The 26,317-nt window shown below is 64.3% G+C and carries 21 protein-coding genes and 1 tRNA gene; 7 read left to right on the forward strand and 15 right to left on the reverse strand.

The genetic code is table 11. The annotated features are described in order from the left end of the window. Positions 1 to 14 precede the first annotated feature (14 nt). Entirely contained in the window at positions 15 to 686 is a 672-nt protein-coding gene (thiE, locus tag JI59_RS02135; protein ID WP_007014951.1) for a thiamine phosphate synthase, read from the forward strand. An 18-nt stretch (positions 687 to 704) separates the two neighbouring features. Here the strand turns inward: thiE and JI59_RS02140 are convergent, their stop codons facing one another. Then, positions 705 to 1,799, reverse strand: a complete 1,095-nt coding sequence (locus tag JI59_RS02140; RefSeq protein WP_007014953.1) for a helix-turn-helix transcriptional regulator — start codon at positions 1,797 to 1,799, stop codon at positions 705 to 707. Between the two features lie 108 nt (positions 1,800 to 1,907). On the opposite strand from JI59_RS02140, the gene cysD reads away from it, so the two are divergent. The 4 genes from cysD to JI59_RS02160 all read left to right on the forward strand — a co-directional run bounded on the left by cysD (position 1,908) and on the right by JI59_RS02160 (position 6,038). After that, positions 1,908 to 2,810 carry a sulfate adenylyltransferase subunit CysD gene (gene cysD, locus JI59_RS02145; protein WP_007014954.1) on the forward strand — a complete coding sequence of 301 codons (903 nt, stop codon included), beginning with the start codon at positions 1,908 to 1,910 and terminating at the stop codon, positions 2,808 to 2,810. Then, the gene (gene cysN, locus JI59_RS02150; protein ID WP_007014955.1) at positions 2,810 to 4,735 is read left to right on the forward strand and encodes a sulfate adenylyltransferase subunit CysN; all 1,926 of its coding nucleotides are present in this window, start codon (positions 2,810 to 2,812) and stop codon (positions 4,733 to 4,735) included. Before cysD ends, cysN begins: the two co-directional genes overlap by 1 nt. Next, positions 4,735 to 5,472, forward strand: coding sequence for a 3'(2'),5'-bisphosphate nucleotidase CysQ (locus JI59_RS02155; RefSeq protein ID WP_007014956.1), 738 nt, complete (start codon positions 4,735 to 4,737; stop codon positions 5,470 to 5,472). Before cysN ends, JI59_RS02155 begins: the two co-directional genes overlap by 1 nt. 164 nt (positions 5,473 to 5,636) lie before the next feature. After that, entirely contained in the window at positions 5,637 to 6,038 is a 402-nt protein-coding gene (locus tag JI59_RS02160; RefSeq protein ID WP_007014957.1) for a MarR family winged helix-turn-helix transcriptional regulator, read from the forward strand. A gap of 51 nt (positions 6,039 to 6,089) precedes the next feature. Here the strand turns inward: JI59_RS02160 and JI59_RS02165 are convergent, their stop codons facing one another. The 10 genes from JI59_RS02165 to infA all read right to left on the reverse strand — a co-directional run bounded on the left by JI59_RS02165 (position 6,090) and on the right by infA (position 16,449). Beyond that, entirely contained in the window at positions 6,090 to 7,085 is a 996-nt protein-coding gene (locus JI59_RS02165) for an AMP-binding protein (protein WP_007014958.1), read from the reverse strand. A gap of 368 nt (positions 7,086 to 7,453) precedes the next feature. Beyond that, the gene (locus JI59_RS02175) at positions 7,454 to 7,942 is read right to left on the reverse strand and encodes a MarR family winged helix-turn-helix transcriptional regulator (protein ID WP_007014959.1); all 489 of its coding nucleotides are present in this window, start codon (positions 7,940 to 7,942) and stop codon (positions 7,454 to 7,456) included. 254 nt (positions 7,943 to 8,196) lie between these two features. Beyond that, a complete protein-coding gene (locus JI59_RS02180) occupies positions 8,197 to 9,642 on the reverse strand; it encodes an efflux transporter outer membrane subunit (protein ID WP_007014960.1) in 1,446 nt (481 codons plus the stop codon). After that, entirely contained in the window at positions 9,639 to 12,833 is a 3,195-nt protein-coding gene (locus JI59_RS02185) for an efflux RND transporter permease subunit (protein WP_007014961.1), read from the reverse strand. The genes JI59_RS02180 and JI59_RS02185 overlap by 4 nt, the downstream gene beginning before the upstream one ends. 6 nt (positions 12,834 to 12,839) lie before the next feature. Continuing rightward, on the reverse strand, positions 12,840 to 14,045 hold the full coding sequence (locus JI59_RS02190; protein ID WP_007014963.1) for an efflux RND transporter periplasmic adaptor subunit: 1,206 nt from the start codon (positions 14,043 to 14,045) through the stop codon (positions 12,840 to 12,842). A gap of 234 nt (positions 14,046 to 14,279) precedes the next feature. Beyond that, a tRNA-Phe gene (locus JI59_RS02195) sits at positions 14,280 to 14,355 on the reverse strand. Positions 14,356 to 14,456: 101 nt separating this feature from the next. Beyond that, a complete protein-coding gene (gene yacG / locus JI59_RS25940; protein WP_007014964.1) occupies positions 14,457 to 14,624 on the reverse strand; it encodes a DNA gyrase inhibitor YacG in 168 nt (55 codons plus the stop codon). Continuing rightward, entirely contained in the window at positions 14,621 to 15,595 is a 975-nt protein-coding gene (locus tag JI59_RS02200; RefSeq protein ID WP_007014965.1) for an Rne/Rng family ribonuclease, read from the reverse strand. Before JI59_RS02200 ends, yacG begins: the two co-directional genes overlap by 4 nt. After that, complete coding sequence (locus JI59_RS02205) at positions 15,588 to 16,223, reverse strand: Maf family protein (protein WP_007014966.1); 636 nt, start codon at positions 16,221 to 16,223, stop codon at positions 15,588 to 15,590. The genes JI59_RS02200 and JI59_RS02205 overlap by 8 nt, the downstream gene beginning before the upstream one ends. After that, a complete protein-coding gene (gene infA, locus JI59_RS02210; RefSeq protein WP_007014967.1) occupies positions 16,204 to 16,449 on the reverse strand; it encodes a translation initiation factor IF-1 in 246 nt (81 codons plus the stop codon). The genes JI59_RS02205 and infA overlap by 20 nt, the downstream gene beginning before the upstream one ends. Before the next feature lie 222 nt (positions 16,450 to 16,671). Between infA and JI59_RS02215 the strand changes: the two genes are divergently transcribed. Together JI59_RS02215 and uvrC are read left to right on the forward strand one after the other, a co-directional pair. Then, on the forward strand, positions 16,672 to 19,605 hold the full coding sequence (locus JI59_RS02215) for a TonB-dependent receptor (RefSeq protein ID WP_007014968.1): 2,934 nt from the start codon (positions 16,672 to 16,674) through the stop codon (positions 19,603 to 19,605). A gap of 55 nt (positions 19,606 to 19,660) precedes the next feature. Then, positions 19,661 to 21,622: an excinuclease ABC subunit UvrC gene (gene uvrC, locus JI59_RS02220; RefSeq protein ID WP_007014969.1), complete on the forward strand. Its 1,962-nt coding sequence runs from the start codon at positions 19,661 to 19,663 to the stop codon at positions 21,620 to 21,622. A gap of 17 nt (positions 21,623 to 21,639) precedes the next feature. Here the strand turns inward: uvrC and JI59_RS02225 are convergent, their stop codons facing one another. The 4 genes from JI59_RS02225 to JI59_RS02240 all read right to left on the reverse strand — a co-directional run bounded on the left by JI59_RS02225 (position 21,640) and on the right by JI59_RS02240 (position 26,317). Next, entirely contained in the window at positions 21,640 to 21,945 is a 306-nt protein-coding gene (locus JI59_RS02225) for a hypothetical protein (protein WP_007014970.1), read from the reverse strand. 96 nt (positions 21,946 to 22,041) lie between these two features. Beyond that, the gene (locus JI59_RS02230) at positions 22,042 to 22,878 is read right to left on the reverse strand and encodes a cupin domain-containing protein (protein WP_007014971.1); all 837 of its coding nucleotides are present in this window, start codon (positions 22,876 to 22,878) and stop codon (positions 22,042 to 22,044) included. Beyond that, positions 22,875 to 24,047, reverse strand: coding sequence for a GNAT family N-acetyltransferase (locus tag JI59_RS02235; RefSeq protein ID WP_007014972.1), 1,173 nt, complete (start codon positions 24,045 to 24,047; stop codon positions 22,875 to 22,877). The genes JI59_RS02230 and JI59_RS02235 overlap by 4 nt, the downstream gene beginning before the upstream one ends. 173 nt (positions 24,048 to 24,220) lie before the next feature. Next, on the reverse strand, positions 24,221 to 26,317 hold the full coding sequence (locus JI59_RS02240; protein ID WP_007014973.1) for a sodium-translocating pyrophosphatase: 2,097 nt from the start codon (positions 26,315 to 26,317) through the stop codon (positions 24,221 to 24,223).

Raw genomic sequence — 26,317 nt, forward strand, 5'->3', positions numbered from 1 at the left:
GCTAGAGGGCAGCCATGACCGATCAAATCGACACCGACCAAGCCGAACAGGACGAAATCGAGCGCGAGCCGACGCTGCTCTACCTGATCTCTCCGCTCAAGGTGGACGGGGACTTCCCGCAGCGCCTGGCCCGCGCGCTCGACGCAGGGCCGGTGGCTGCCTTCCAGTTCCGCGTTAAGGACATCGACCAGCACGAGGCCGCGCGCCTTGCCGAGCCGTTGCAGGCGATCTGCGCCGAGCGGGAGGTTGCCTTCATCGTCAACGATTCGATCAGCCTCGCCAAGCGCCTGGGGGCGGACGGCGTGCATCTGGGGCAGGAAGACGGCACCGTCGAGGAAGCGCGCAAGGCGCTTGGCCGCGATGCGCAGATCGGCGTCACCTGTCACGACAGCCGCCACCTTGCAATGGAAGCAGGCGATGCGGGCGCCGACTATGTCGCTTTCGGTGCCTATTTCCCCACAACGACCAAGGACGTGAAGCACAAGGCGGGTCTCGACCTGCTCGAATGGTGGCAGCGCATCTTCGAGATCCCCTGCGTTGCCATCGGCGGGATCACCCCGGAGAACTGCGGAGCGTTGGTCGCGGCCGGAGCGGACTTCCTGGCCGTGTCGGGTGCGGTCTGGAATGGCGATGAGGCGGCCGCGGTGAAGGCCTTCAACGAGGCGATTGCTGCCGCGATGCCGTGATGCCGTGATGCCTTGCGGTCAGGCGAGGACCGCGGTGCTTTCGTAAACGAGGCGCACCAGTTCGGCCTGACCGCGCACGCCCAGCTTGGCGTATAGCCGCTTCGAATAATTGCGCGCGGTCTCCAGCGTGAGCCCCATGCGTTCGGCGCTCTCGGCGATCGAATGTCCACCGGCAAGTTCCATGGCCAGCTCGGCCTCACGCGGAGGCAAGTCGTGAACCTGTGCCAGCCGCGCTGCGCCGTCTGCGGGCAATTCGCGGGGTAGCGGGACAAGCGCCAGGATGTCTCCGGGATATTCGCTGCCCGCGTCCATGGCCATGAGCAGCGCTTCCATCCGGGGCACCCGGCGCAGCAGAACGGCACGCGCCGCGCGGCCCGGATCATCCACAAGGTCCGCCATCGCTGCCGCCAGTTCGCGATCCGTGCCCTGATCGAGGCCGCGCAGCCGTTCGCCGATGCGCGGCTCGGTGCCGCAATGCGCTTCCCAGTAGGTGACGGTCTCGGGGTCGATGGCGGTGAGGCGCTGGTCGAGATCGAAGGTCATCCAGCCCCGTCCGGCGCGGGCGAGGCTCAGGGCATTGATGCGCGCGAGCAGGCGGTCGCGTTCGGCGGCTACCAGATTGCCCAGCGCGATTCCGACATAGGGAGCAAGGTTGGAGAGCAGGGCGCTATCGGCGGCAGAGCAGGGTTTTGCGCGGGCCAGCATCAGCCACGCGGTGAAGCTGTCACCGTCGGTGATGCGGACCACGCGTTCGTCGGCAAGGCCGAGGTTGGCCATTCTGCGCGCGCGGGCCGCCCGCGCCACAGGGTCGTGCTCGACGAGTTCGGAGAGGCTGTATACCCGGTTGGGGCGCAACTGTTCGAAAAGCGCGCGGTCGGTTTCGAATGGATCGGGACTGTTGGTCTCGGCCGCCCGGCGACTCAGATCCTCGCCCGCGAAATAGATGGACTTGCGGGCACCGGTCCAATCGTGCGTGTGATTGATAAGTCCGATATGGTTTGCATCGGTTCGGCGGCGCAGGCGCTCGAGGAACGTTGCAAAGCGCGGATTCTCATGCGTTCCCGTGAACAGGGGAAGGATCAGATCCGTTTCGTCGGTGCTGGTCAGGGCCATACCCTCCCATATGGGAGGTTCGCGCAAAAGTCATCCCTGCAATGACATGCGCGACAGACGGGCGACGGCCGCGCCGATCCCCGCCGAAGCCCACGCGAAGGGATTGAGATGAAGACACTGACCCACCTTGAGAGGCTGGAGGCCGAGAGCATCCACATCATCCGGGAAGTCGTTGCCGAGGCCGAACGGCCGGTGATGCTCTACTCGGTCGGCAAGGACAGCGCCGTCATGCTGCACCTTGCGCGCAAGGCTTTCTATCCCTCGCCGCCGCCGTTCCCGCTGCTCCACGTCGACACGACCTGGAAGTTCAAGGCGATGTACGAGCTGCGCGACAAGATGGCCGAACTCTCGGGCATGGACCTGCTCGTCTACCAGAACCCCGAAGCGCAGGAGAAGGGCATCAATCCCTTCGACCACGGTTCGCTGCACACCGACATGTGGAAGACCGAGGGGCTCAAGCAAGCGCTGGACAAGTACGGCTTCGACGCTGCCTTCGGCGGTGCCCGCCGCGACGAGGAAAAGAGCCGCGCCAAGGAGCGCATCTTCTCGTTCCGGACTTCCTCGCATGGCTGGGACCCAAAGAACCAGCGCCCCGAGCTGTGGAACCTCTACAATGCCAAGAAGGCGCGCGGGGAATCGATCCGCGTCTTCCCGATCTCGAACTGGACCGAGCTCGACGTGTGGCAGTACATTCACCTCAACGACATTCCGATCGTGCCGCTCTACTTCGCCGAGAAGCGCCCGACCGTTGAGCGCGACGGCATGCTGCTGATGGTCGATGACGAACGCTTCCCGCTGCAGCCGGGCGAGGAGCCGGTCATGCGCTCGATCCGCTTCCGCACGCTGGGCTGCTACCCGCTGACCGGCGCTGTGGAGAGCGAGGCGAAGACTCTCCCCGAGGTGATCCAGGAAACGCTGCTCACCACCACGTCCGAGCGGCAGGGCCGCGCCATCGACAAGGATGCCGGCGGTGCCGGCATGGAAGTCAAGAAGCAGCAGGGGTACTTCTGATGACCGACACCAAGACCCACAACGATCCGGTGTACGTCGTCGACGAGCTGATCTCCAAGGATATCGACGCCTACCTCGAGCAGCACGAACACAAGACGATGCTGCGCTTCATCACCTGCGGCAGCGTCGACGACGGCAAGTCCACCCTGATCGGGCGCCTGCTCTACGATTCGAAGATGATCTTCGAGGACCAGCTCGATGCGCTGACTTCGGATTCGAAGAAGGTCGGTACGCAGGGGCAGGAAATCGACTTTGCATTGCTGGTCGACGGCCTCGCCGCCGAGCGTGAGCAGGGCATCACCATCGACGTGGCCTATCGCTTCTTCAACACCGAGAAGCGCAAGTTCATTGTCGCCGACTGCCCGGGCCACGAACAGTACACCCGCAACATGGTGACCGGCGCCTCGACCGCCGACCTCGCGGTGATCCTGATCGACGCGCGCAAGGGCGTGCTCGTCCAGACGCGCCGTCACAGTTACCTGTGCCACCTGATCGGCATCAAGAACATCGTCCTGGCCGTCAACAAGATGGACCTTGTCGATTACAGCCAGGAAGTCTTCGACAAGATCGTTGCCGATTATTCCGCATTCGCCAACTCGATCGGGATCGAGAGCTTCACGGCCATGCCGATCTCGGGCTTCAAGGGCGACAACATCACCACGCTCTCGGCGAATACGCCGTGGTACAAGGGGCCGACGCTCGTCGAGCATCTCGAGACCGTCGAAGTCATCAGCTCGGTCGACGCCGACAAGCCGCTGCGCATGCCGGTACAATGGGTCAACCGCCCGAACCTCGACTTCCGCGGTTTCTCGGGCCTTATCGCGACCGGCGCCGTGAGGCCCGGCGACAAGATCCGCGTCCTGCCTTCGGGCAAGACCAGCACGGTCAGCAAGGTCGTCACCTTCGATGGCGAGATCGAAGAGGCCGTGGCCGGCGAGTCGGTCACCGTCTGCTTCGAGGACGAGATCGACTGCTCGCGCGGTTCGGTGATTTCGATCGCCGACAATCCGCCGCAGACGGCCGACCAGTTCGAATCGACCATCGTATGGATGGCAGACGATGCGCTGGTGCCGGGCCGGGCCTACTGGCTCAAGCTTGCCACGCAAACGGTCTCGGTGACGGTCCATGAGCCCAAGTACACGGTCAACGTGAACACGATGGAGCACATGGCGGCCAAGACGCTTGAACTGAACGAGATCGGCGTAGCCGAGATCGTGACCGACAAGCAGATCGTGTTCGAGCCTTATGCGGACAATCGCGCACTGGGCGGGTTCATCCTCGTCGACAAGATGACCAACGCCACGGTTGCGGCGGGCATGATCAACTTCTCGCTGCGCCGTTCGCAGAACGTGCACTGGCAGGCGCTCGATATCGGCCGCAAGCAGCATGCCGCGCTCAAGAACCAGACCCCGGCGGTGCTGTGGTTCACCGGCCTTTCCGGCTCGGGCAAGTCGACCATCGCCAACATGGTCGAGAAGAAGCTGCACCGGATGAACCGGCACACCTTCCTGCTCGACGGCGACAATGTGCGTCATGGCCTGAACAAGGATCTCGGCTTCACTGAAACAGACCGCATCGAGAATATCCGCCGCGTCGGCGAAGTCTCCAAGCTGATGGCCGATGCCGGCCTGATCGTCATCACCGCGTTCATCTCGCCCTTCCAGGCGGATCGCGAAATGGTGCGCTCGATGCTTCCCGAGGGCGAGTTCTTCGAAGTCTTCATCGACACGCCGCTCAAGGTGGCCGAGGCGCGCGACGTCAAGGGCCTCTACAAGAAGGCGCGCTCCGGTGAGCTCAAGAACTTCACCGGCATCGATAGCCCCTACGAAGCGCCGCGCAGCCCGGAAATCCGGATCGACACGACCAAGATGTCGCCTGAAGAAGCGGCGAACCTGATCGTCGATACGCTTCTGGGAGACGCCTGATGACGATGACCGATGGCGATCTCGCCGCGCATCTGGCCGGGGTTGCCGGCAAGATCCTCATCGAGGTCCGCGAATCCGGCATGTTCGAGGGCAAGTCCCTCGGCAAGGCGGGTGACCAGACCGCGAACCAGTTCCTCGTCCACGCGCTACGTCAGCAGCGCGCGGATGACGGGCTGCTGTCCGAGGAAGAAAAGGACAACGCAGAGCGCTTGTCGAAGGAGCGCGTGTGGATCGTCGATCCGGTCGACGGCACCCGCGAATATGGCGAGGAGCGCTCCGACTGGGCCGTACATGTAGGCATGGCATTGAACGGCGCGCCGGTCCTGGGCGCCGTCGCGCTGCCCGGTCTTGGCGAGGTTCTGCGTTCGGACCAGCCGGGTCAAGTTCCCGTAGCGCCCGAGAAGCTGCGCATGGTGGTGAGCCGGACCCGCCCGGCCCGGGAAGCGACCGGCGTGTGCGATGCGATCGGCGGTGAACTCGTGCCCATGGGCTCGGCCGGCGCAAAGGCCATGGCGATCCTGCGCGGCGAAGCGGATATCTACCTTCACTCGGGCGGCCAGTACGAATGGGATAGCTGCGCGCCAGCCGCGGTCGCGCTGGGCTGGGGCCTGCATGTGTCGCGCATCGACGGCAGCCCACTCGTCTACAACCAGCAGGACGTCTATATGCCCGACTTGCTGATCTGCCGTAAGGAACATGCCGCAATGGTCTTGCGCGAAGTGAAGGCCTTCCTCTGATCGGATCTTCGCGGGAAACCGGTCGGTAGAGGCCGGTTTCCCGACCGATGGCCAGTGGCGCACAGGGCTCCGCAATATTTTCACTAGTCAATTATAAGCAAGCCTACTAAGTTCGGGGCATGGAACGAAGGTTTGGCACATTAGTGGGACAGGTTGCGCGTTTGATGCGCCGTAGCTTCGACCAGCGCGCCCGGGAAATCGGCGTAACGCGGCCGCAGTGGCAGGTCCTTTCCGTTCTCAGTCGCCGGGAGGGTATCAAGCAGGCCGAACTTGCTGAAATTCTCGAGGTCGAGCCGATTACCGCCGGGCGCATGATCGACCGTATGCAGGACGCCGGGCTGGTCGAGCGTCGCGCCGATCCGGCAGACCGCCGCGCATGGCGTTTGTTCCTCACGCCGCAAGGCCAGAATCGCGTGGGCGAGTTGGGGCCCTTGTCCGAGGAAATATCCGATCTGGCGCTCACGGGCGTCAGCGATGCCGATCAAGCCCAGCTGTACGCTACACTGGAAATCATTCGGCTCAACCTGTCAGGCAAGCCAGCAGCGGACGATAACGCCGGCAAGTGAGCGTCATGGCCGCACGCCATGGCATTCGTGCTGACCTGCGCAAATTCCCCCCTAGAAGTCGATCGAACGCGCTGGCGGAACTTGGGCGCCCAGAATTGCCGCAACGTCGGCGAGAGCGTGCTGAGGGCGCTCGTGTGCGAGCACCGTGATCGTATCTGCCACGCCTTCAGGGCCCCAGGCACTGGTGAAGTCGGCTTCGGGAAACAACTCGAGCGCGCGGCGCATCACCTCAAGGGGCATCTCTGCCCCGGCGCAGGCAATGGCCCGCAGGGTCGTGAGGTCACGGCCCACGCCCGCTTCCATATCCTCGACGATGCACGCCAGAAGCGCCGGTACGACCAGGGCTTGCGACACCCGCTGGCTCTCTACGAGAGTGAACCAGGCTTCGGCGGCGATGTAGGGGAGCAGGACTGCCTTTCGACACTCCTGCACCGCAAAGAGCAAGGCCAGAATGCCGACGATATTGTGCGGAGGAACCGCCAGCAGAATGACGTCCGAGCGCTCGGATCGCGGAGCGGACGCAGCCTTGGCTAACTGGTCGAGCAATTGGGAATGCCGGAAGATTTCGGCACGGGGCGAATCCCGGGTGTCGCGCGTGAAGATCTCGATGGCGACGCCGCCGCCGGGGTCGTATTCGCGGGCATTGTCGTCAGGCACTGTCTCCTGAGCCTTCAGGCTGAAGTCCTCTCGCGAAAAGATCATGTGCCCTTGGGTGCCGGCAATGCGCGTGGCGCGCTCTTCGTCGCCGATAACGATGGCCGGGGCCAGTCGCTGCAGTTCGGCGCCGAGAACCTCATCCGCCAGCGTGCTGTCGAGCGGGCAGTACGGCACGCCTGCCAGGGCCGCGCCGAACAGCGCGAAGACGCTGGCCTCGCTGCAGTCGTCCAAGATTGCAACTGCTTCCGCTTCGCTTTCCTGGATCAGTTCGAAAGCTCCGCGCGCCGCGTCCAGAAGATCGCCGTAGCGCCATGATCGCTCCTGGCAGACCAGGCCGATCCGGTCGGGAGCGGCCGCAGCCGCACGTTCTAGAATGAGCGCTATATTCATCTGTTCTACTCAGCCTGAGGGACGATTGCAGCGGCAGTTGGGGAGAAGGGTGCGCTCGTTGCGCAGGATGGCGGCGCGAACGGACCGGCGCATGTGAGCGAGATAGCTTGGCAAACGCGGTGTGTGAGGCAGGCGCAAGGGCTGAGGTGGGCGCTCAGCCAAGTGTTCCGGTTCTTTCAGGCGCGTCTCGACCATGGCCTAGACATCCTCACCGCGTTTCTTGTGCTTTCGTCTGAATGTAGTGCTTTTCGCAGCAAAAGTCAGGGGGCGGCCTGCTTTTGGTGCATCGCCGGTTCGCTCAAGCAAACCACCTGCATGCCGCAGTCGTCCCGGCTGCAGCCCCAGATGCCCGGGAGGGGATGCAGGTCTCAGCCGCGGCTGACGTTCTCGTAGATGCGCAACATGAAGTCGAGCAACTGGTCGACTTCTTCGTCCGAGAAATTGTTGAACATGCGATCCTCGCTGGCCAGGGCGATTTTCTGCAGTTGCTCGAGCAGAGGCGCCGCCGCGTCCGTCAGATAGACGGCGCGCGCGCGGCGGTCGTCCCGGCGGTCGCGCCGTTCCAACAGGCCTTCGGCGCACAGCCGGTCGATCAGGCGCCCGGCCGAGGCTTCCGACATTTCGAGATGTTCGGCAATCACCCGCTGGGTGGCGCCCGGAATGCGCGAGACGACGGCTATCATCGCCCATTGCGAGCGTGTGACGTTGAGCGCCGATACCTTGCGATCGAAATTGTTGCGCATGAGGCGGGCGATTACGGTCAGGCTCAGGGCGATTTTCCGCCTCGCGCCCTCATCCTCGTTGGTGAAGGTCTGGGTCAGGATGTTCGGGGAGGTTTTCTCGGTTTCGCTCGCCACGCCTGCTCCTGGTCTGTAGCCGCCGGCAGGAACCGCGCGTCCCTGCCAGAAAGTCTGAACTTCATCGCCTCCGACCGACGATGTCGCCCCGGAGCCCGCTTTCAGACCCCGTGATGATGAGGCCGGATGCACGTTGCGTCGGTTGTGCCTCGCAGCCGCGCAAGGTCAAGCGCAGGCGTCGATTTTTTAACTCGGCGATGGGGAAATTAACGCGGCTATCGCAGGTTCGCTCGTGCCGGATGGCTGTCCCGGGCTCAGCGCGCGGGGGAAGTTTCGCTGGCCTGATCGCCGCCCAGCACCCGGTAAAGGGTGATCCGGTTCGATGCGGAGGCAAGGCGCACGGCGATTTCGGCCCTCCGCGCGGAATAGAGACTGCGCTGCGCATCGAGATTGACGAGATAACTGTCGATGCCTTGCTTGTAGCGTGCCTGGGTCAGCTTCGCGGTGTCGCTGGCAGCTTCGGTAAAGGCTTGTGCCGAGCGCAGCCGCTCGGCCAGCGTGCCCTGGTCGGCCAATGCGTCGGCCACTTCGCGAAAAGCGGTCTGGATCGTCTTTTCATAAGTGGCGAGGGCCGCGTCGCGGCGGGCCTTGGCGACATCGACATTCGCGGCCTTGCCACCTGCGTTGAAGATCGACCAACTGGCGTTGCCGCTTCCGGTGGCGGCAAATGCACCGTCGGTGAACAGGGACGAGAGCGAATTGCTGGCGAATCCCAGCAGCCCGGTAAGGGAGATCGAGGGAAAGAGCTGCGCGCGTGCCACGCCGATGTCGGCATTGGCGGCGCGCAGGTCGTATTCCGCGCCGATGACGTCCGGGCGACGCAGCAGAACCTGCGAACGCGTTCCGGCCGGCAGCATGGCGAGGCTTGCGTTGACCTGGTCTATGCCATCGGGAAGCAGCGTTTGATCGAATTCGGCGCCGATGAGCAGGCGTATCGCATTGATGTCCTGCGCAAGGGCCGACTTCTGCGAAGCCAGATCGCCGCGGGCGGTTTCGAGAATCTGCTGCGCCTGACGCAAATCCGTGCGCGGCGCGACGCCGGCATTCAGCAGGGCGCCAGTCAGCTCCACGCTGCGCTGTGCGTTCTGCGCGGTTTCCTGCGCAATGCGCAGCAGGTCCTTGTCCGCCGCGTAAGTAGACCAGGCGCGGGCGAGATCCGCGACAAGGCCGAGCCTAACGGTGCGCGCCGCCGATTCGGTCGATAGCGCCGCGTTGCGCTGCGCTTGCGTTGCATTGGCGAGCTTGCCGAAAAGATCGAGTTCAAAGCTCGAGACGCCGCCTTGCGCCGAATAGGACCAGCCGTCGGCGCCACTGACGCCGCCATTGACGCCGCCACTGCCTGCCCCGCCATTACGGTCGGTGTAAGTGGCGGAGCCATTGACGCCAAGCTCTGGGAATTGGTCGGAACGCACGACGCGCACTTGCGCGCGCGCAGCCGCGACATTGGCAGCAGCCACGCGCAAGTCCCGGTTGTTTGCAAGAGCCTGTCGGATCAGGGCCTGCAGACGCTCGTCGCGGAAGATCTCGGTGTAGGAAACGAGGGGAAGCGCTGCCTCGCTTTGGGTCAGGTAGGCATCGCCGACGGGCCAGGATACCGGAACCGGAGCATCGGGTTGAACGTATTTCGGCGCCATGGAGCAAGCACCGAGCGCCGCGGCGGGCAGGAAGACGGCAAGGCGGGTCCGGTGGGAGAGCTTCATGCGCCATCTCCCGCCGCCGCGCGCCGTTCGGCCAGCTTGCGCCGCGCCGCTGCCAGCCCGTCGCGGACCCCGCGCCGGACCAGAACGAAAAACAGCGGAATGTAGAAAATCGCCAGGACCGTCGCCGTGAGCATGCCGCCGACCACGGCCGTGCCGATGGCAACACGGCTGTTCGCGCCTGCGCCTGTCGCCGCGGCGAGGGGAAGTACGCCGAAGATGAACGCGAAGCTGGTCATCAGGATCGGACGCAAACGGATCCTTGCAGCCTCGAGCGCGGCGTCGATCACCCTCTTGCCCTGCCGTTCGGCCTGTTCGGCGAATTCGATCATGAGGATCGCGTTCTTGGCGGCCAGTCCCATCGTTGTGAGCAGGCCAATCTGCAGATAGACGTCGTTTTCAAGGCCGCGCAGGGTCACGAACACGATGGCCCCCAGCAGGCCTAGCGGGATGACCAGGATTACCGCGATCGGGATCGACCAGCTTTCATATAGAGCGGCAAGGCACAGGAACACGACCAGCAGCGAGAGGCCATAGAGCAGGGGCCCCTGACCGGTGGACAGCCGCTCCTGGTAAGACGAGCCTGCCCAGGCCACGCTCGTTCCGGGCACCTTGCTGGCCAGTTCCTCCATCACTTCCATGGCCGTGCCGGAACTGAGGCCCGGCGCGGGCGTTCCGGAGAATTCGTAGGCCTGCAACCCGTTGAAGCGCGACGTGCTGCTGGGTGCGGTTGACCAGCTTACATGAGAGAAAGCGGAGAACGGCGCCATTTGTCCGCTGGAGCCGCGCACGAACCACTGGTTCAGGTCTTCGGGGCGTGAGCGGAACCTGGCTTCGCCCTGCACATAGACTTTCTTGATCCGGCCCTCGTCGAGGAAATCGTTGACGTAGTTCCCGCCCCAGGCGGTGCTCAGCGTTGCGTTCACGTCACTTTGCGACAATCCGAAGGCGCTGAGGGCCTGGGTATTGGTATCGACCTTCAGCGTGGAAACGTCCGGCAAGTCGCTGAGGCGAACCTGTGCGAGACGGGAATCGCTGTTCGCCAGCGCCAGGAGCTTGTCGCGAGCGGCAGCGAAATCCTGGCGGCTGAGGCCGCCGCTGTTCTGTAGCTCCATGGTGAAACCGGAATTCTGCCCTAGACCGCGGATCGAGCCGGGAACCAGTGCGAAGACCTGTGCATTGCGCAAGGTGCTGAACGCCGCAGATGCGCGGTTGGCGATGGCCTGGGCGGTATTGTCGTCACCCGGCCGTTGATCCCAGTCGACGAGATTGAGGAACGCGCTGCCGGTGTTCTGCCCCGAAGCCCCGAGGCCACCGCCCGAAATCGTCAGCATGCCCGAGACGAGAGGCTTCTGGCCGCCGATGAAGTACTTGTCGATTTGCGACTGGACCTCCTCGGTCTTCGAGCGCGGTGTGCCGGCCGGGAGGCGCCATTGCACGAAAAGCGAACCCTGGTCCTCGTTGGGCAGGAACCCGGTCGGCAGCCTGATGAACAGGGCGTAAGTCGCCACGCAGACGATCGCGAACACTCCGAGCCAGCGCCACTTCTGCTCGACCACGCGCTCGACCGCCCTGCCATAGCGCTCGGTTCCTCGCTCCATCGTGCGATTGAAACCGTTGTGAAACTTGCTCCAGGCCCGGGTGAGCCACGGCAGGCGTTTGTCGACCCATGTCGGTTCGTCGTCGCCATTCCTGGGCTTGAGCAGGGTGGAAGTGAGCGCTGGGCTGAGAATAAGCGCGACCAGCACCGAAAGAACCATGGCAGAGACGATGGTCAGCGAGAACTGGCGGTAGATGACACCGGTCGAACCGCCGAAGAAGGCCATCGGCAGGAACACGGCCGAAAGCACCAGCGCGATCGCGACGAGCGCCACCTGTATTTCCTGCATCGACAGGATCGTGGCTTCACGGGCGCTCATGCCGGGGTTTTCCTCCATCAGGCGCTCGACGTTCTCGACGACGACGATGGCGTCGTCGACCAGCAGGCCGATCGCCAGGACCAGCCCGAACAGGGTCATCGTATTGATCGAGAAGCCGGCGAGATAGAAGATGCCGAAGGTACCCAGCAGCACGACGGGCACGGCGATGGCCGGGATCAGAGTGGCGCGCCAGCTCTGCAGGAAGATGAACATCACCAGCACGACAAGGACGATAGCCTCGAAAAGGGCCTTCGCCACTTCGGAGATCGACAGCTTGATGAACGTCGTGGAGTCGTTGGCGTAGATGAATTTGAGTCCGTCGGGCAGCCGGGGCGAAAGGGCGTTCATGGCCTTCTTCACGCGTTCCGCGGTCTGCAGGGCGTCCGCACCCGGAGAAAGCGATATCGAGATACCGGCGCCGGGGTGCCCGTTCACGCGGGTAAGCGAGGAATAGTCCTCCGCTCCGATCTCCACCCGCGCGACGTCACCGATAGTAACGGCGGAGCCGTCGCTCTTCGTCTTGACGACGATACTGCGGAACTGATCTGGCGTCTGCAGTCGCGAACCGGCGGTGACGATGGCATCGAGCGCCTGGTCTTCGGTCGAAGGCAGGCCGCCCACTTCGCCGGCTGCGACTTCGGTGTTCTGGGCCTTGATCGCGGCGATGACGTCGCTGGGCATGAGCGAAACCGCGGCGAGCCGTGCCGGATCGAGCCAGATGCGCATGGCGTGCGGCGATCCGAAGACGTGAACGTCGCCCACGCCCTCGACGCGCGAGAGCGGGTCCTGCATGTTCGATGTCAGATAGTCGGAAACGTCCTGGTTCGAACGCGTGTCGGTTTCGTCGAAGACTGCAACCACCAGCAACTGGTCGGGATTGGACTTGGTGACGCGAACGCCTTGATTCTGCACGGACTGCGGCAGGCGCGACAAGGCGGTCTGGACCTTGTTCTGGACCTGCACCTGGGCAATGTCCGGATCGGTTCCCTTGCTGAAGACCGCGGTAATCGTGCCCTGGCCGCGGTTGGTCGACTGCGAGCTGAAGTAGAGCAGACCGTCGATCCCGGTAAGCTGCTGCTCGATGATCTGCGTAACGCTGTTCTCGACCGTCTCGGCAGAAGCACCGGGGTAACTGGCGCGAATGTTGACTTCGGTCGGCGCGATGTCCGGATATTGCTCGTTGGGCAGCAGCGCGAGGGCGCCGATGCCCGCCAGCATGACGATGATCGCCAGCACCCAGGCAAAGATGGGGCGGTCGATGAAGATCCGGGACATTCGCGATCAGTCTTGCTTGCCGGAGGGCTGGAGTGACGCGTTGACCCGCTGCGGCGTTGATGCCGGCACCGGAGTTATCGCGTCGCCCTGCTTTAGGCCGTTCAAGCCGTCGACGATGATCTTTTCCCCGTCCGCAAGCCCATCGGTAACGACGGAGAACTTCCCGCGCGTTCTGTCGGTGATGACCTTGCGGCGCATCGCCTTGCCCTCCTTGCCCACGATCATGACATAGGCGCTGCCGTCGAAGTCGCGCAGGACCGCGCTTTGCGGCACCAGGTAGGCATCGTGCTGGACCGACTGGTCGAAGACTGCGTTCACGAACATGCCCGGCAGCAACAGGCCGTCGGGGTTCGGGAATTGAGCGCGTATGGTTACGGTTCCGGTCGATTCATCGACGGTTACTTCCGAAAACTTCACGGTGCCGCTCGCGCCGTACGCGTTCCCGTCCTGCAGCTTGAGGCGAACCGAAGTGCTTCCTGCGCTTGCACCGCCCTGGCTGAGTTTCTGGCGCAGCGCCGTCAGGTCCGTCGAGGACTGCTTCATGTCGACATAGATCGGATCTGTCCGCTGGATCAGGGCCAGCGGGTCGGCCTGGCTTGCGCTGGCGAGCGCCCCGACCGTAAACAGCGAGCGGCCGATGCGACCGCTGATCGGCGCCGGAACCGTGGTGAAGCGCAAGTTGATGCGTGCGGTATCGAGTGCCGCGGCATTCTGGGCGACCGCTGCCTTCGCGACGCGGGCCTGGGCGAGTGCGTCGGTATAGTCCTGCTTGGCGATGGCTTCCATCTCGGCAAGCGGCTTGTAGCGCTCGGCCTTCACCGCGGCGGCATCGGCCGACGCGCGGGCGCTGGCGAGATTGGCCTCAGACTGGTTGACGGCGGCGCGGTACAGGCTGGGGTCGATCTGGAACAGCGGCTGCCCGGCACGCACATAAGCGCCTTCCGTAAAGTACCGCTTCTTGATCACGCCGGAGACCTGCGGGCGCACTTGCGAAGTTTCATAGGCGACCGTGCGTCCGCCCAGCACGACTTCGACCGGCACATCGCTGGATTTGGCGACGACGAAACCGACTTTGGGCTTTGGGGCGTGGCGATCCTGCTGCGAACCGCCGGAGCAGGCGGCGAGAGCCGTCAACGCGGCCATTGCAATGATCCCGCGCCGAAGCCGACCGGCGCTGACCGGATGAATGGAGGGTCGTTTCAAGACAAACACCGTCTGCTGATCAGAGGGGCCTGCTATCCGTTCATTCCGCCGGCGCTGCAAGCATCCATTTCCCAATTGCGACAAATTCTTACAACGGCAGGAATGGCTGCTGCATTGCACCGGGCGCGCGGCGCGAGCCAAGCGCCGCATCAAGGCGCTTCGCAAGCGAACCGGTTCGCAAGTGTCGGTTTTTCGAGGCTTGTATCGTTGAGGCCACTCTGACCTTCCCGCGAGGGAGGAGAGTGGTGCCCGGGGACGGAATCGAACCGCCGACACCATGATTTTCAGTCATGTGCTCTACCAACTGAGCTACCCGGGCATCTAGGCCAGCGACGGTTGCGATTGCGTCCCGTCGAGCGTTGGTGGCGGGCCTATGACGAAGCTCGCGCACCTTTGCAACCCCCTATCGGTCAGGAATTTTCATTCATCCTGTGGAATATCCGAAAAGCTGGGCGGACCGGGCAGGGCATAGCCGTCATCCAGCCACTGCAGCAGGTCTCGATCCCGGCACCGTTTCGAGCAGAAGGGACTGTGCTCGGCGACGCGGGGTTTGGAACAGATCGGGCATTTGCGTTCGGAGCGGGTCATGATGCCACGGCCTGCGCGAATCCTCCGCCGAGTGCAAGGTTGCTGTCCGCCTCGATGCGAATGCGGCGCCCGGTGCGGCGTTGCAGTTCTTCCTGCCATGCAGGCGCAATCGCCGCGCAGACCTGCGGATGGGCCTTGAGCAGCAAGACGCCTGGGTCGCGCACCGATTCCGCACGGCGCAGCAGCAGTCTTGCAGCCGCCGCGAAAGGCTCCTGTCGCACGTGCTGGAGAATCGACGGGCGCTCGAGGCGGGCGACGAGCTGGACGAAACCGAATCCGTTCATCGCCGTGCGCTGGTGGGGCCAACGATCGAGCGCTGCGCCGAGAGCCTCGTCCACGGCGCGCCGATCGTCCTTGCGCTCGAGCGAGGGGAAATCGATGCCGATCGAGCCCGCCAGGTCGAACTGGCCGATGGCGGCGGCGATCGCGGGAATTGCGGCTAGCGCAAGCAGCCGAGGTGGCAATGCGCCGTCGATGTCGATCAGGGTCATGGCAGGCGTGGGGCTGACGACGATCGAGCCGCCGTCGAAAGCCATAACGCCATCGAGTGCTTCGCTTACGATCTCGGGCCAGGGATCGTCTGGGAAGCGCTCGACCACGCGCACGTTAAGCCCTTCCTTGCGCAAGCGCTCGGCAAGCGTGGAGGCGGGGCGCACGGGCCGGTCGGTGAAGCGGGCCTGAGCGCGCTTGTGGCGCCCGGTCTCGGCAATGGCTGCGCGTAGTATCGTCGCGCGCACGAGGGCTCCCTCACTGGCACTGGCGGGAAGACCGTCGATCAGGGCTTCCTCGCCGCACGGGAAGCGCACCGTGCCCCGCTTGGCACCGCTTCGCCGGGAAACGAGCGTGGCATCGGCCGTTTCGCCTGCTGCCAGCCTGCCGGGCCATTCAAGCCGCGCGGCCAGCACTTGCCCGGCCTCGACGAGGATTGCCCGGGTTTCCCCGATCCCTTCCTCGACCAGCCACTCAGCCAATCGGGAATCCTGCCGCCTTGAGCAGGGCGCGGGTTTCGAACAGGGGCAGGCCGACGACGCCGGAATGGCTGCCGCCGATCCAGGCGATCAGGCCCTCGGCGCTGCCCTGGATGGCATAGCCACCGGCCTTGCCGTGCCATTCGCCGCCAGTGATGTAATGCTCGATCTCTTCGCGGCTGAGCGGCTTGAAGCGCACGACCGTCTCGGACAGGCGTTCGCGCACGGTGCCATCGGGGCTCTTGAGGGCAATCGCCGAAAGCACGCGGTGGCGCCGCCCGGACAGCAGGGCAAGGCACTCGCGCGCGGTGTTTTCGTCTTCCGCCTTGGGCAGGATGCGGCGTCCGCAGGCTACGACCGTATCGCCCGCCAGCACATGCGCGTCGGAGACCTCGACCGCCATGGCTTTTTCGCGCGCCATGCGCCGGGCATAGACGCGCGGCAGTTCGCGCGGTTCGTGAGCTTCGTCGATGTCGGCAGAAATGATCGCGTCGGGCTGCAGGCCGAGCCGCGCGATCAGCTCGCGGCGGCGCGGGCTGGCCGATGCGAGGACCAGCCGCGGACTGGGGGCGCGGGTGTCACCGGCTTGCGTCCCGGCGACGGGCTGGGCCTCAGTACTGACCGGGGCCACCGCGACCGGGCATGAAGCGATAGGTGATGCGCCCCTTGGTAAGGTCATAGGGCGTCAGTTCGACGAGAACTTCGTCGCCGACCAGCACGCGGATGCGGTTCTTGCGCATCTTGCCGGCGGTATGGCCAAGTATCTCGTGGCCATTTTCCAGTTCGACGCGGAACATGGCGTTGGGAAGCAGTTCCACAACGCGGCCGCGCATCTCGAGGAGTTCTTCTTTCGCCATCGGCGATCAATATCCGTAGTTTTGCTGCAACAGTGCGGCGCGCCATAGCCACGACTCGCGAAAAAGGGAAGCCTCGCTTGTTCATTCTCGCGCAAGCAACATGCGACAAATTGTTACCCCGACGCGACTTGCGGGGTGGAACGGCTCACGGCAAGAGCGGGGTGGGAAGGACAGAGCGTATCATGGCGGAGAATTTGTTTGCGATCCCACCTTTTGCTTCCCTTGATTACGGGCGCATCCCTGCCGTCCCTGGCGCTGGCACAGGTTGCTGCACCCGCGACGATCATTGACGAGGATGACGACGCCATCGAAGTCAATTCGACCGAGATCGTCGTCGTAGCCCCGCGTATTCGCGGGCAGATCGAAGTTCCCAACCAGCCGGTCCAGACTTTCGACGAGGAAGACATTGCCGCCTATGGCGCCGACTCGATCGCTGACCTGATCGAGGCGATCTCGCCGCAGACGGGCAGTGGGCGTGGGCGCGGTTCGGGCCGCCCGGTGATTCTGGTCAACGGACAGCGCATCACCAGCTTCCGGGAACTTCATCGTATCCCGCCCGAAGCGATCCGCCGGATGGAGGTGCTGCCCGAAGAAGTCGCACTGCGCTTTGGCTATCCGGCGAATCAGCGCGTCCTCAACCTGATTCTGAAGGACAACTTCGCGGCGCTCATGGCAGCGGGCGAGTACAATGTCCCGACGCGCGGCGGCTATGACAACTATGAAGCCGAAGGCGGCATCTTCAAGATCTCGGGACCGCGCCGGTACAACTTCTCCGCGAAGCTGACCGAGACGACGATCCTGACCGAGGACGAGCGCAATATCCGGCAGAGCGCTTCGGGCCAGCCGACGGTCGCGGGCGACCCCGATCCGGTACGCTATCGCAGCCTTGCCGATGCCGATTCGACGCTCGAGCTGAACGGCACGATGACGCAGGGCATCGGCGAGGGCGGCCTTGCCGGTTCGATCACCGCCAACGGTGCCTATACGCATCAGCAGACGACCTCGCTTTCCGGCCTCGACACGGTCAGGTTGAGCTATGGTGGCGAAAGCCAGACCCGCACGCTGCCCGATCCTCTGACGACGCGTTCGGTAGTCGACACCTTCGCGGGCGGGCTGGGTTACAACACGATGATCGGGGACTGGACGTTCTCGACCACGGCGGACGGCAGCTACACCGACACCAATACGCGTACCGACCGGCGCCGCGATACCGATGCCCTCGTGGCCGCGGCGGCAAGCGGGACGCTGGCGATTGGCGGCGCGCTGCCGGCCGTGCCCGGTGCCGGCGTCGATGTCGCGCGCAATCGCGCGCTCGCACTCGCAACGCTGACCACGTTGTCCGGTCGGCCGTTCCGGATGCCCGCGGGCGATGCCAACCTGACGATCAAGGGCGGATTCGATTTCAATCGCACCACGAGCGAGGACAGCCGCACCGACATCGGTGCCTTCACGCTCAGGCGCTCGGACGTGTCGGGCGGCGTCAACCTCGCCGTGCCGCTGACCAGCCGCGGCGAGGATTTCCTGGGCGCCGTCGGCGACTTCACGCTGAATGTGGGCGGCGGGATCGATCATCTCTCTGATTTCGGTTCCTTGAAGAACTGGAACCTGGGGCTGACCTGGAACCCGACCGATGCGCTGTCCTTCCAGGCGAGCTATCTGGTGGAGGACGCGGCGCCGAGCCTGTCGCAGCTGGGCGCACCCACTATCCTGACCTACAACGTCTCGGTCTATGACTTCACCAATTCGACGACCTCGCTGGTCACGGTAACGTCCGGCGGAAACCCCGATCTGGTCAAGGAAAAGCAGCGCGACATCAAACTTTCGGCGACCTGGAAACTGCCTTTCCTCGATCGCTCCAACCTGCTCGTCGAGTACTTCCGCAACCGGTCGAGCGACGTCACCAAGTCATTCCCCTTGCTCACCCCCGCGATCGAGGCGGCGTTTCCCGGACGCGTCACGCGCGACGCATTCGGCAACCTCATCGCCATTGACCGGCGCGCCGTGACTTACGACGAGGTCTCGACTTCCAGCATGCGCTGGGGCTTCAACATATCCGGCAAGCTGGGTAGCGACAGTGCTTCGGGCGGCGGTGCGAGCCGCGGATCTTCTCGCACGGCAGCGCCTGTGCATAGCGCGCCGTCGACGCCGCCCGGTGGCTTTGGCGGGCCGCCTCCCGCCGGTGCCGGCGCTTTCGATCCATCGCGTTTCGAGGCCTTGCGCAAGAGCCTGTGCGCACCGGCGGGCGAGGGCGCAGCATCGCCCGATCTTTCGGCCATGCCCGAGCGCATGCGCGAACGCCTGGTCGGGGCGGACGGCAAGGTCGATCCCGACAAGCTGGAGAAGATGAAGCAGAGGGTCTGTTCGGCTGAGGGGCCGGGCGCTGCCGGGGGCTTCGATCCCGAACGCTTCGCGCGCATGCGGCAGGCGGTCTGTGCCCAAGGCAGCACCGGGCCCGATCTTTCGAAGCTGCCCGAACCGATAGCGGAACGTCTCAAGGGCCCCGATGGACAGGTGGACAAGGCGCGCCTTGCCGCCATGCGCGAGCGGATGTGCAGCAGCGACGGCGCCTCGTCGCCGGGCGCAGGTGCAGCGCCTGCCGAGCAGAAGCAGTCGGGTGACGCCTCGCGTTCTGGCAGCGGTGGCGGCGGGCACTCGGGCTTCGGACCTCCGGGGGGTGGGCGCTGGAACCTCTCGGTCTATCACACCTGGCGTTTTGTCGACCGGGTGCGCATTGCACCGGGCGTCCCGGAGCTCGACGAACTGGCGGGCGATGCGATCAGTGCCGGCGGCGTTCCGCGCCATTCCATCGAGATGGAGGGCGGCCTGTTCAAGAACGGCTACGGCCTGCGTCTCAAGGGCGAATGGAATGCCCCGGCCAAAGTCAACGGCAGCGGCCTGCCCGGCAGCTCCGACTTGCGCTTCGGCAGTACTTTCGTTCTCGACGCGCGGCTTTTCGTCGATCTCGGCCGCATGGAGAGCCTCGTTGCCAAGGCTCCGTTCTTCAAGGGCGCGCGGCTTGCGCTGACGGCTGACAACCTGCTCGATTCGCGCCAGAAGGTTACCGACGGGAACGGCGCCGTGCCGCTAGCCTATCAGGCCGCCTACCGCGAGCCGCAGGGGCGCGTTGTGGGGATCGACTTCCGCAAGATGTTCTGAAGCGCGGTCTCAGTTGAGGATGACATGGTGCGCAGGTCTACCGCTCGCGCGCACCATGTCCTATCTGGCGGGCATGGCGCGTACTCCAGCCGGAACTCCCGATCACCCAAAGGGGCTCGAACGCTTCAACGAGGAGCGGGCGACAACGACCGTGCGCGGGTCGGACAAGCCCGACCTGCAGGCCGGTGCGGAAGTGATCCGCGACACGGTGCGCACCTTGCCGCACAGGCCCGGCGTCTACCGCATGCAGGATGCGCGCGGGGAAGTGCTTTATGTGGGCAAGGCGCGCGCCTTGAAGAATCGTGTTGCCAATTACGTCCAGTGGGAACGGCTGCCCGGTCGCCTGCAGCGCATGGTCAGCCAGACCCGGTCGATGACGATCGTCACGACCAATTCCGAGGCCGAGGCGCTGCTGCTCGAAGCGCAGCTCATCAAGCGCTTTCGCCCCGCCTACAACGTGCTGCTGCGCGACGACAAGTCGTTCCCGTTCATCCTGCTGCGGGCGGACCACGCCTTTCCGCGAATCATGAAGCACCGCGGCGCGCGCAAGGCCAAGGGCAACTACTATGGCCCCTTCGCCAGCGCGGGATCGGTCAACACCACGATCAATGCACTGCAGAAGCTGTTCCTGCTGCGCAGCTGCACCGACAGCTTCTTTTCCCGGCGCGACCGACCTTGCCTGCTTTACCAGATCAAGCGCTGCTCTGCTCCGTGCGTCGACCGGATCGACGAGGCGGGTTATGCCGAGCTCGTCCAGGAGGCGAAGGATTTCCTGGGCGGCAAGTCCAGTGCGGTGCAGCGCAAGATCGAATCGCAAATGGCCGAGGCGGCCGAAGCGCTGGACTTCGAGCGTGCCGCGATGCTGCGCGACAGGTTGCGCGCCGCCACGTTCATCCAGGGCAGCCAGGCGATCAATGCCGAAGGCCTCGACAATGCCGACATCTTCGCGATGGCCAGCAAGGGCGGGCAGATCGGGGTGCAGGCCTTCTTCATCCGCGGCGGGCAGAACTGGGGGCACCGCGCCTTCTTCCCCGCGCACACCGAGGGGTTATCGGAGGAAGAAGTCCTGCAGAGCTTCCTTGCCCAGTTCTATGAGGAAGTGCCGCCAGCGCGCACCATCCTGATCGACCGCGAATTGCCTGAGGCGGACCTTCTGGCCGAGGCGTTCCGCGAATTGGCAGGAGGCAAGGTCGAGATCTCCGTGCCCCAGCGCGGCAATCGCAAAAGGTTGATGGCGCAGGCCCATCGCAATGCGGTGGAAGCGCTCGACCGCCGCCTCGCAGAGCGCGGCACGCAGGCCAGGATTCTGCGCGAACTGGCCGAATTCCTTGAACTGCCGGACGTGCCGCAGCGGATCGAGGTTTACGACAACAGCCATATCCAGGGCACCAAGGCCCTGGGCGCCATGGTTGTCGCCGGGCCCGAAGGCTTTCTCAAGAACCAGTACCGCAAGTTCAACATCAAGTCGGCCCGGACCGACGACGACTACGCGATGATGCGCGAAGTGATGACCCGGCGATTCGGCCGGGCGCAGGAGGAAGATCCCGAGCGTGAAAGCGGGACCTGGCCCGATCTCGTCCTGATCGACGGCGGCAAGGGACAGATGAGCTCGGTAAAGGATGCACTTGAGGAACTGGGCATCGAGGACGTGCCGCTCATCGCGATTGCCAAGGGACCGCACCATGGCCGCGAAGGGCGCGAGGTATTTCATTTCCCCGATGGCCGGGAAAAGATGCTGCCGGTCAATTCGCCACTGTTGTTCCATCTCCAGCGCCTGCGCGACGAAGTGCACCGCTATGCCATCGGCGCGCATCGGGCCAAGCGCAGCCGGGCCATTTCCGCCAGCCCGCTCGACGAAATTCCGGGCATCGGCCCGGCGCGCAAGCGGGCGCTACTGCTGCATTTCGGTACAGCAGGGAAAGTGCGGGCGGCCAGTCTGGAGGACCTGCAGCGCGCGCCCGGCGTGAGCAAGGCCGTCGCCCAGACGATCTACGATTTCTACCACCCGAACGGCTGAAGCCGCGCCCCGATCCGTCAGCGGTCCACTTCGGCCGTCACGCGGTGGAAGAAGGGATGGTGCGGAGTCGCTCCATTATGAATGTTATTGAAGATCCCTCCGCACAGGCTGCCCAACCGGGCCGCGGCGGTAGAGACTTCCTCTCCGGTGCGGACATCGATGTGCAATTTCAGCTTGCCGTCGAATTCGAAGAAGACCTTGATGGCCTTGGGAAATTCAGATTTCAGTATTTCAAGTAACTTGCCAAGCTCTTCGGCAATAGAAATCGCCCTCGTTGCCTGAGGGAAAGGCTCGACCTGGCTGATGTTGGTGACTTCGGACATGGTACACCCCTGTGTTCCCAGAAGTGTTCTAACAGGCGGCTGCGAACTTGTGCAGGGGGAATGCGGTTTTTGCGAGCGGTTATTAATTGGTAGGCGTTACCCTGCGCCCAACTTGCGCGCTACTCTCCAGCCATAGGCCTTCGCCAGATTGCGCGCTGGCCAGCGGCCGGGACTGCGGGGCTTCAAACCGTATTTTCGCAGCAAACCGTTGAAGGCGCGGGCATCCGCTTCGGCAAAGCTCCATTCGGAGCGCCAGGTAATCGAAAGCGAAATCGATGGTTCCGGTCCATTTCGGACGAAATGCGGCGCCATGACCGGGACGAACAGCGCCTCTCCTGCAGCAATCGCGAATTCACGGCCACCCGAGAGCAGATCTTCGCTCCAGCGCAATTCCCGACCGCCGCCAGTGTGGTAGGTTTCGTGCACTTCGTCGGGCGCATAGCGGGCATCCCCGGCGGGAAACTGCGTCATCACCTTCGAGCCGCGCACCTGCAGCAGGATATTGTGCTCCGGATCGAAGTGATAGGGCGTCACACCGCCTGCCGAGGTCACGAAGACAAAGCCCTGGGTCTTCATCATGCGCCCGGTCCTAGCCTCGATCTGCGGGCGCAGTTCGCCGAGAAGGTCCTCCAGCAAGGCCGCGTAGGACGGATGCTGCTCTATGTTCTTGAGCGCGGCCCACGAATTGCTCGTCTCGATCGAACGGATCGTTTCGCCGATGGGAATGCCGGTCGCCGCAGGCTTGCCATCTATGCCGATGGGCTGGTTGCCGGCGTTGTACTCTATCGAGGCTTCCGGCAGCGCTTCGGCAAGATCGGCAAGCGCACCGAAGTCCAGCAGCGGATGGGCACTGAGTGTGTGAACCAGCTTATGCGGAATTTCCGGGTAGTTGGCGGAAAATGTCGCGCGGGCGCTGGGCGGGAAAACGCTCATGAAGACGTTCCTGTGGGATTGCGCGCAGTTTCGGCGCGCACGAATTGGCGGAAGGCGGCGCGGCGCAGGCGCCCGCCGATTGCAATGGATAGACGTCCGACCGGGCGACGCTCGCGCCAGAAGTGGTCGATCATCGGGTGGTCGGAGGCTGCGCAACTGTCCGTCCAGGCGATATCCTCGCGCGCGAGCATCTCGAGGTTCTCCCGCTGCAGGAGGACGCCGGGGGAGAAGCGGGCGTAGGTTTCGTCGAAGGCGGTCTTGAACGAGAAGGCCCCCGGTGGAGACAGGAACGTCGCCAGCATCGCCAGCGGCCGACCGTCCAGCGTCAGCGTCAGCCGCTCCAGCTTGCCGTTCAAGGCGCCGCCCGCGAGGCTTTCGCGCAAGAGGCTCTCCGTCGCCGGATCGCAGGCGAGGGCCGAGCCGGCCTTGCCTTTCCAGCCCGAAGCCTCGAGCGAGAGGAAGGCATCGCACCATGCCTCGATCCCTTCGGCATCGCGCTGGCGGATCACGGCAAGTTCGCCTTCATCGGCGAGGCGCTTGGCCTGGCGGCGCAGTTCCTTGCGCTTCTTGGTAGAGAGCGATGCCTCGAGATAGGCCTGCGCGCCAAGATCGGAGGCCAGCATGGCGCGGTGTTCAAGGTGGACGAGCGCGGCTTGGCGCCGCTGCTCGGCAAGGATGCTCTCCAGCGCGGCGTGAAGCGGCGTGCCGAGCGGCATGGCGCGCAAGTGCATGAACAGGGCTGCGCCGGGGCTATGGTCGGCCCACTTGAGTACCGCTCGCCAGAATTCGTGTTCGCTTCCTTGCGCAACCAGCGGCGCGCCGCAGAAACAGTTGGCATGCAGCCAGCTGGAGATCTGGGGGACCGGCCAGCGATAGTAACGGCCCGCGCGCAGGACCGGCAGGATTCCGACGAGGCGGCCGCCGCGTTCGAAGCGCAGGATCCTCACGCGGTGGGTCTCGGGCAATTGCCGCAGCGAAGGCAGCAAGTACCAGCTCTCGAAAAAGGGATTGGGCTCACTGGCTTCGCGCGCAAGACTGTCCCACGCGGCGATTTCCGCCTCGAGGTCGCGCCAGGGAACGCAGCTCAGGGTCCCGGCGTCGGTACGCAGGTCGACGGCATCGGTCGCAGGGACCGGGCGCGTACGTTCCTCCTTGGGCAGGCTTGCCACTGTCCTGAACTTCCACTTCGAGCGAGCATGGATTTCCTGAAGCTGACCTAGCGGGTTTCCTTCAAGGAATTGCTAACGATGCCCGGTCACCCTGTTTCGGCGCGAAGCAGGCAGAAAAAAGGGCCTGACGGATGATCCGACAGGCCCTCAGGCTTACCGTCGTGTGGTAACTTTTATCCCGCGGCGAGTGCAGCGAGCAGCAGCAATGCCACGATGTTGGTGATCTTGATCATCGGATTGACGGCCGGACCCGCGGTATCCTTGTAGGGATCGCCCACGGTATCGCCGGTGACCGCGGCCTTGTGGGCTTCAGAGCCCTTGCCGCCGTGGTTGCCGTCCTCGATGAACTTCTTGGCATTGTCCCATGCGCCGCCGCCCGAGGTCATCGAGAGTGCGACGAACAGGCCGCCGACGATCACGCCCAGCAACAGGGCGCCCAGAGCGGCGAAGCCGTTCTCGCGCCCGGCAACCGCAGTGATCACGTAATAGACCACGATCGGCGCCAGAACCGGCAGCAGCGAGGGGATGATCATCTCCTTGATCGCCGCCTTGGTGACGAGGTCGACCGTGCGGGCATAGTCGGGCTTCGAAGTGCCCTCCATGATGCCCTTGTTCTTGGCGAACTGGTCGCGCACGTCGACGACGACATCACCGGCCGCGCGGCCCACCGCGGTCATGCCCATGGCTCCGAAGAGATAGGGCAGGAGCGCGCCAAGCAACAGGCCGACGATGACATAGGGATTCTCGAGACTGAAGTTGACGGTCAGCCCCGGGAAGAACTCCCGCAAGTCGGTCGTATAGGCGGCGAAAAGGACCAGCGCGGCCAGGCCGGCAGAACCGATGGCATAGCCTTTGGTGACCGCCTTGGTGGTGTTGCCCACGGCATCGAGGGCATCGGTCTTTTCGCGCACCGTGTCTTCCAGTCCGGCCATTTCCGCAATGCCGCCGGCATTGTCGGTGACCGGGCCATAGGCGTCGAGCGCCACGACCATTCCCGCCAGAGCGAGCATGGCGGTTGCCGCATAGGCAATGCCGAGCAGGCCCGCGAGCTGGTGGGCGACGATGATGCCGGCGACGATGACGATCGTCGGCAGCGCAGTCGCCTCAAGGCTGATGGCAAGGCCCTGGATCACGTTCGTGCCGTGCCCCGTGACCGAAGCCTTGGCGATGGACTTGACCGGGCGAAAGTTGGTGCCGGTGTAGTATTCGGTAATCCAGATGATCAGGCCGGTGATTACCAGGCCCACCAGCGCGCAGTAGAACAGTGAGCGGCCGTTGAAGTCGGCATCGCCGATCGGCGTTTCCATGCTGCCCAGGGCAAAGCTGATAGACCACCAGATCGCCGGAACCGACAGCACGGCGGTGACCAGGAAGCCCTTGTACATGGCGCCCATGATGTTGTTAGACTTGCCGAGGCGGACGAAATAGGTGCCGATGATCGAGGTCACGATGCACACGCCGCCGATCAGAAGCGGCAGCGACATCATCTGGATGAGCACTTCACCGAGGTTCTTCATCAGCAGCGCGGTGAGGATCATCGTTGCGCCCACGGTGACGACGTAGGTTTCGAACAGGTCGGCGGCCATGCCGGCGCAGTCGCCCACGTTGTCGCCCACGTTGTCGGCGATGACGGCCGGGTTGCGCGGGTCGTCTTCGGGAATTCCCGCCTCGACCTTGCCGACGAGGTCGGCGCCGACGTCGGCGGCCTTGGTGAAGATGCCGCCGCCAAGGCGCGCGAAGATCGAGATCAGCGACGCGCCGAAGGCCAGGGCCGTCAAGGCCTGGACGACGGTGCGGTCTTCACCGCCGACGCTGTATCCGGCAGGGCCGGTCAGGTACCAGAACAGGACCGAAATCGCGAGCAGGGCGAGGCCCGCCACGAGCATGCCGGTAATCGCGCCGGCGCGGAAAGCCAGCGTCAGCCCTTGCTGCAACCCTTCCTGGGCTGCGGCTGCGGTGCGCACGTTGGCACGGACAGAGATGTTCATGCCGACGAAACCGGCCACCCCCGACAGGACGGCGCCTGCGACGAAGGCCACGGCCGAAATCGTGCCCAAGGTTACCGCGATGATTATGGCGACGACGATGCCGACCAGTGCAATCGTGGAATACTGCCGCTTGAGGTAGGCCTGTGCGCCTTCCTGAATGGCCGCTGCGATTTCCTGCATCTTTTCATTGCCGGTCGAATTGACCAGAACTTGCCTACTGGTCTCCAGGCCATAGATAATGGCCAGAAGTCCGAGGCCTATTGCGATCGTGACTAGACTCAC

Origin of the sequence: Novosphingobium pentaromativorans US6-1, from assembly GCF_000767465.1 — a bacterium.
Taxonomy (GTDB): Bacteria; Pseudomonadota; Alphaproteobacteria; order Sphingomonadales; family Sphingomonadaceae; genus Novosphingobium; species Novosphingobium pentaromativorans.

Excerpts from the sequence above, each read along its gene's own strand:
- JI59_RS02230 (WP_007014971.1), bottom strand. The coding sequence starts at position 22,878 with ATGAGCGTTTTCCCGCCCAGCGCCCGCGCGACATTTTCCGCCAACTAC.
- yacG (WP_007014964.1), bottom strand. The coding sequence starts at position 14,624 with ATGACCCGCTCCGAACGCAAATGCCCGATCTGTTCCAAACCCCGCGTC.
- cysN (WP_007014955.1), top strand. The coding sequence starts at position 2,810 with ATGACCGACACCAAGACCCACAACGATCCGGTGTACGTCGTCGACGAG.
- cysD (WP_007014954.1), top strand. The coding sequence starts at position 1,908 with ATGAAGACACTGACCCACCTTGAGAGGCTGGAGGCCGAGAGCATCCAC.
- JI59_RS02185 (WP_007014961.1), bottom strand. The coding sequence starts at position 12,833 with ATGTCCCGGATCTTCATCGACCGCCCCATCTTTGCCTGGGTGCTGGCG.
- JI59_RS02180 (WP_007014960.1), bottom strand. The coding sequence starts at position 9,642 with ATGAAGCTCTCCCACCGGACCCGCCTTGCCGTCTTCCTGCCCGCCGCG.
- JI59_RS02160 (WP_007014957.1), top strand. The coding sequence starts at position 5,637 with ATGCGCCGTAGCTTCGACCAGCGCGCCCGGGAAATCGGCGTAACGCGG.
- infA (WP_007014967.1), bottom strand. The coding sequence starts at position 16,449 with ATGGCGAAAGAAGAACTCCTCGAGATGCGCGGCCGCGTTGTGGAACTG.
- JI59_RS02155 (WP_007014956.1), top strand. The coding sequence starts at position 4,735 with ATGACGATGACCGATGGCGATCTCGCCGCGCATCTGGCCGGGGTTGCC.
- JI59_RS02225 (WP_007014970.1), bottom strand. The coding sequence starts at position 21,945 with ATGTCCGAAGTCACCAACATCAGCCAGGTCGAGCCTTTCCCTCAGGCA.
- uvrC (WP_007014969.1), top strand. The coding sequence starts at position 19,661 with ATGTCCTATCTGGCGGGCATGGCGCGTACTCCAGCCGGAACTCCCGAT.
- JI59_RS02140 (WP_007014953.1), bottom strand. The coding sequence starts at position 1,799 with ATGGCCCTGACCAGCACCGACGAAACGGATCTGATCCTTCCCCTGTTC.
- JI59_RS02165 (WP_007014958.1), bottom strand. The coding sequence starts at position 7,085 with ATGAATATAGCGCTCATTCTAGAACGTGCGGCTGCGGCCGCTCCCGAC.
- thiE (WP_007014951.1), top strand. The coding sequence starts at position 15 with ATGACCGATCAAATCGACACCGACCAAGCCGAACAGGACGAAATCGAG.